Source organism: Pseudoalteromonas sp. MER144-MNA-CIBAN-0113 (assembly GCF_040308965.1).
In the GTDB taxonomy this organism is placed as follows: domain Bacteria; phylum Pseudomonadota; class Gammaproteobacteria; order Enterobacterales; family Alteromonadaceae; genus Pseudoalteromonas; species Pseudoalteromonas tetraodonis.
In genome coordinates, this window is sequence record NZ_JBEOOG010000423.1 from 1 (window position 1) to 260 (window position 260).

1 pseudogene is annotated in these 260 nt (G+C 37.7%); it reads left to right on the plus strand.

Annotated elements, in window-relative coordinates:
• A pseudogene (locus AAEY57_RS20330) lies at positions 1 to 226 on the plus strand (SpoVR family protein); the annotation flags it as partial.
• Positions 227 to 260 lie beyond the last annotated feature (34 nt).

Consider the following 260-nt stretch of genomic DNA (forward strand, 5'->3'; position numbering starts at 1 on the left):
GCCTAACATTCAAGTATATGACGTTGATATTAGAGGTGATCGTTCACTAACCCTACGCTATGTACCCCATAACAATATTCCTTTAGCAAACTCGCACGAAGAAGTGCTTAAGCATCTTTACAGATTATGGGGCTTTAAAGTAAAACTAGAGCAAGAGTCAAATTCTGGTGAGGTTTCAATGATTGGTCAATGCCCAATAGATGACTCTCGACACACAACACAATAATGAAGGGCAATAAAATTTTTATACTGATTGGGTT